This is a genomic window from Parcubacteria group bacterium (assembly GCA_041660065.1).
Lineage (GTDB): Bacteria > Patescibacteriota > Minisyncoccia > Moranbacterales.
In genome coordinates this window covers 1-5,352 of sequence record JBAZXC010000012.1, presented here as the reverse complement: position 1 = coordinate 5,352, position 5,352 = coordinate 1, and the positions used below count along the sequence as shown (strand labels likewise).

General features: G+C 41.6%; 5 protein-coding genes. All 5 read left to right on the top strand.

All coding sequences use genetic code 11. From position 1 onward, the window contains the following. Positions 1 to 175 precede the first annotated feature (175 nt). Positions 176 to 1,369, top strand: a complete 1,194-nt coding sequence (locus WC819_06765) for an MFS transporter (protein MFA5987017.1) — start codon at positions 176 to 178, stop codon at positions 1,367 to 1,369. Between the two features lie 53 nt (positions 1,370 to 1,422). Then, positions 1,423 to 2,112 (top strand): hypothetical protein, encoded by a 690-nt coding sequence (locus tag WC819_06760; GenBank protein MFA5987016.1) that lies wholly within the window; start codon positions 1,423 to 1,425, stop codon positions 2,110 to 2,112. A gap of 97 nt (positions 2,113 to 2,209) precedes the next feature. Then, the gene (locus WC819_06755; protein ID MFA5987015.1) at positions 2,210 to 2,878 is read left to right on the top strand and encodes a hypothetical protein; all 669 of its coding nucleotides are present in this window, start codon (positions 2,210 to 2,212) and stop codon (positions 2,876 to 2,878) included. Positions 2,879 to 3,052: 174 nt separating this feature from the next. Next, entirely contained in the window at positions 3,053 to 3,967 is a 915-nt protein-coding gene (locus WC819_06750; GenBank protein ID MFA5987014.1) for a hypothetical protein, read from the top strand. A 38-nt stretch (positions 3,968 to 4,005) separates the two neighbouring features. Further along, the coding region (locus WC819_06745; protein MFA5987013.1) for a hypothetical protein at positions 4,006 to 5,352 on the top strand (1,347 nt) is incomplete at its 3' end.

Here is a 5,352-nt window from a genome sequence, read left to right as displayed (position 1 = left end):
GGGTATTACAATTAGGGGGTAGGAGTTGGGGAGTGGGAGTAGGAATTATAGAATGGCTTGTCTTGTGCTAATTTGGGAAGAGGGTTGTGCCCCGTACCATTCGGCAACAGGGCTGTGCCCTGTACCGTGCTGGTGTAGGGGGTGTAAATAAAATTGGACAGGGATGGTAAAAAGAATGTATACAACATTTGCGGAAGATCGCGTCATTCAGCTTATTGCTTTTTTAGGCTTTGTTTTTGGTCTTTCGATCTCGCTTTTGGCATACGTTACCTCTTCATATTTCAAGGAAGTGATCATGTCTGATAATGTAAGTCTTTTTTACGTTGTGATCTTTTGCATTTTACTTGTCGCACTTTTTAAACTCAATCGCATCATTGAGGGGTTTGGTCGTGCGCGGACGTTATTGACGCTCCTTGCAGCGCAAGTTGGGGTGTTGCTCGCATTGCAATTATCACCGGTCTCATGGGGAGGTGCGATCTTGATGATGATCTATTACATTCTATACGGTATTGTCGCAATCGTTTTTGATATTGTTTTGGAGGCATATTCAACCAATGGACACACGGGACGCGTGCGGGGTTTTTATCTTTCGGTATGGAATTTTGGTATATTGGTCGGACCACTGATTTCGATGTTTCTTTTGGAACATTATGGTTTTTTTATGATTTTTACAGTGACATTGGTGCTTTACGCGATGATGTTTTTGGTTGCATTTATTGCCCTCAATGATGTGCAGGGACATGTAATCCCGCAGCAGTTGCATACAAAAAATGTCATCTATAAATTTTTACACAACAGAGCGCTTCTCAACATTTATTTGGTCTCTCTTACGTTGAATTTTTTCTATGCGGCGATGACGATCTATATGCCACTATACTTGCGTAATATCGGTTTGACGTGGGGTGATATTGGCATGATCTTTATGGTGATGCTTGTACCGTTTATTTTTTTGCAGTATCCCGCAGGAGTGCTTGCGGACAAAAAATACGGCGAAAAGGAAATGTTACTGATGGGGTTGAGTATTATGGTGGTCTCTATTGGAATGATGTTTTTTTCAACGAGCAGGACATTTGTTTTTTGGGCGACGGTTTTGTTTTTTTCACGCATTGGTGCCGCTCTTGTAGAGGAATTGCAGGACTCTTATTTTTACAAACAGATTAATGAGAATGATATTGCATTGATCAATTTTTTCCGGTCAACGCGTGCGGTGGCCTATATTGCCAGTGCTATAAGTGTTGGTATGGCATTGTGGATCTTTGCCGATATGCGTATTTTTTTTGTGGTGATCGGTTGTGTTCTTTTAGCGGGTTTTTTACCAGTTTTTATGTTGAAGGATTCTGCCCCTGTGACAGAAGGGCGGGGTGTATGATATAATGAACGGGAAGAAAAGAGTGCAAAAATATAATGTTAAAAATAGTGATTATGAATGTCAGGAACATTGTCATGTGGGTAGGAGGATTGTTTCTTGTGCCGTTTTTTGTTTTTGCTGCAACAGATGGTACATACAATATTACAGTTGATAATGTCGGTTTTGCCGGGGGCGAGCCAAGCGATGATGGTACATATGCGCTTACAGATACAATCGGTGAGCCGGTTGTCGGCTTGGGGTCAAGTGAAGATTATCAGACACAGGCAGGTTTTTGGTACATGGTAAATAACACTCTCAGTCTTGTATTGAATTCCAATACAGAGGATTTAGGGACAGTGGTTGCGGGAACGCCGAATTCTGGATCGACAACCGCGACTGTGACGACGGATGCATGGGGAGGATATGATCTTTTAATCTCGCAAAACCATGATCTCACACATGTTGCAGATGGGACGACGACGATTCCGGCGTATGCGGGGACAATTGCTGTGCCAACTACATGGACAGGGACCGGACTGGGTGTAACGATCATGAGTGGATCCAATGTTGCGGCAAAATGGACGACTGGTTTGGATCATAATTACGCCGGTATCCCAAATACCGATACGGTGTTGCATGAAAAGACGGGGTATACCAGTGGCGGCGATGCTACTGAGGTGGGATATCAGGTTGATGTTGAAAGTACGCAAAAGGCTGGCACATACGCCAATGTGATTACATATACGGCAATTTCCAAATTGTAGAAAAAATGACGGGATTGGTGTTTTGTGGTACAATAATCTTAGTAAAAAAAGTCCTTTGGTCAGGGACATAAAAATAAATATATAATAAATAAAAAATATGCATAAAAAAATGAAGCTCGTTGCAGGCATAAGCGCGCTGGCACTCTCTCTTTCTGTAACGTCTGTAACAACCATTGTCTTTGCGGCAACTGATACAGATACGGTGAATCTTCAGGTGGAAGTTAATTCCAATCTCTCGTTGGATTGTGGAGGATCTGGTACAGATCCGGATGTTGATTTTAGTACAGTCACTGCCGATACTCCTGTTGTGGGGGGATCAACATGTTCCGTGTTGACAAATCATGAAGAAGGATACGATCTCTTTGTGGATCGTACAGCAAACGGTGACACAAGTGTTCTCAAACACACGGACAATACAACATATATCAGTGATTTGACAGCATGGAATGGGTCCAATTCTGCAGCATGGGACAATGGTACGACAAAAGGACTTGGTTTTCGCGTGGAAGAAGTTTCTGGCGCAACAAAGAATAATACATGGTGGGGGACGTCTACCGATTGTACTGTAGCGGAGGATGCTGATGCGCTTTTTGCAGGTATTCCACAGAATCCGGATACAACCACTCCGATTCCGGTCATGGATCATGATGGATATTCCGTTGGTGCAACGACAACAACGATTTGCTACAAACTTGACGTTGCCGCAACGCAGAAGTCAGGCGTGTATGCTGGTAATATTACATACACGGCCATCGGCAAACCATAGTCTTTTCTTGTATATCATCGAAAACAAAAAAGATCGTCTCTGTGGAGAGATGATCTTTTGTGTTATTATGAAATAAATGAATTAGTAGTGTGATATAAACTTTTTATGAGTAGAAAATTACAGAAACTTTACTTTTTTATTAGTGGGGTCATTTTTTGTGTAATATTCGTACATGTGGCGCACGCGCAGAACACAGAGGTCGTGAAGCCGAAAGGATTGCAGGTCTCGCCTATTCGCATTGATTGGGAGATGTGTTCAGGTGAGAGGCGCGTAGGGAAATTCAATGTAAAAAATTATACCAGCGGATCGCGAAACGTCACGGTAAGTGTAGAAAATTTTTTTGTATCATCTGACAGTGAGCACGTCAATCTTTTTGGCGGAGAGGATGGGCATCCACGACACATGTTCAATGTGATCGATTGGTTTAGTGTGCCAAACGACTTTGTGCTTGAGGCAGGGGAGGCAAAAGATATAGAATTCGCCATTACAGTGCCGGAGGGGCAACCAACCAATGGATATTATGGAACAATCCTCTTTCAAACGACAAATAAGGTGGATGGTGGCGATGAGGATTTCAGTGCGGCAAAAGTAGGCGTCAATTATCGTGTGGGATCAATCGTGACGCTGGCAGTGCGCGGTGATGAGGATCCAAAAATTAGCGGAGCGCTACGCCGATTTGACAGTTTGCGCCGATGGTATATTGATGCGCCGATCGCGCTACAAATGGAAATGATCAATGATGGCAACATGCACTACAAAATGGATGGAGAGATCGTCGTTACACGCTTTGGTAAGAAATTTACAACGATCAAGATTGATCCGGAAGTGATGTATCCTGATTCTACGCGCACATTTACCAAAAACGTATCTTTTGATATATGGGATTTTGGTGTATATAATGCAAAACTGACCATGCATTCGGCATATGACGATGTCGTATTTGAATCTGAGATAAAAAATATTTACGTTTTGCCACGCAATGGTTTGATCTATGGTGGATCTGGTATTGTCATAATTGTTTTTTGTATATGGTTCTTGCGCAATTTTGTAACGATCGGCATCAAGAAGAAAAAAACACAAGACGATTGATAAAGTGTGTGATATACTAGAGAAAAATATATATATATATGAAAATTGTAAAATATATACGATGTGTTATTTGGATGTTGGTGGTTTTTGTTTCTTTGGGGCTAGAAAATAACGCACAAGCGGATGAAAATATAATAGGGGATTGGTCAAGTTATGATAATAATCCTGTTTTGGCGACTGATCCAATCACTAGTGAGCCATACATAGCATTTGATAATAGGATATTTAAATATTCAGAAATTGATGGGTGGCAGCAAGTAGGGGGAGATGTAGAAATATGGAATGGTATGTATTCAACCGATGTATACATGAACAATCCATTAATAGCTTTCGATCCCACTTCAAACGATGTTTATGTCGCATATGATTTATACGATAGCATTAATTCAACTCGTATTCCTACTGTTAAAAAACTCAATGGTAGCTCATGGCAGTCTGTAGGGTTGGGTTTTTTTGGTGCTGAAACATATGTATCTTCTTTTGCATTCAATTCATCTGATCATGAGCCATATTTGGTTTATTTTGATAATGATGGTGCATTTAATTTGGCGAAATTTAACGGGATCACATGGCAATTAGTTGGCACAATAGTTGGCTATGGTATATCAAGCTATAATTTTCAACAAGCCTACTATGGCTATCAAGGGGGATCATCATTAGCCTTTGATCCAACTACCGGTGAACCATATGTAGCATTTGCAGACAGCTTAAATAATAATGAGATAACTGTTATAAAATTCAATGGAACTTCCTGGGAATTGGTTGGAAATGTCGGATTTATTTCTGGTGATGGGTTTGCATATCCGACGGTGTTAAAATTTGAAACTGCAACATCAGAACCATATGTTGCATATAGGGATAAAATAATGAAATATTCTGGTGCCGTATGGCAAGATGTTGTAAATATTCCAGAAGAACATGGAACGGTGATCATTGATCCTGACAGTGGGGATTTTTATGAGGCGTATAGCCATAACATAATGAAATACTCGGGTGGCTCGTGGCAAACCGTAGTGACACTTGGACAATTGGGGAGTTATGATGATGGACATATTTCCGCATTAGTTTTTGGTTCAATGGGAAAGATTTATATATCTTATACAGAAGGTTATAGTGGTCAGATACATGTCATGGAATATGTTGATGTCCCTGTAGTTATATCTCCATCCCTCCCCACCCAAACCCCATCCCCCACCTCCATCACAGACACCACAGCTACAGGAAACGGCACAATCACAGAAACAGGAGGCGAAGACCCGGAACGTCTCATCCACTGGGGTACAGAAAGTGGTAACTACACGGACTCCTGTTCCGCAGGAACAGGAGGAGTCGGAGACTACTCCTGCACTCTCACAAACCTCACCCCAGGCACAACATATTACGTC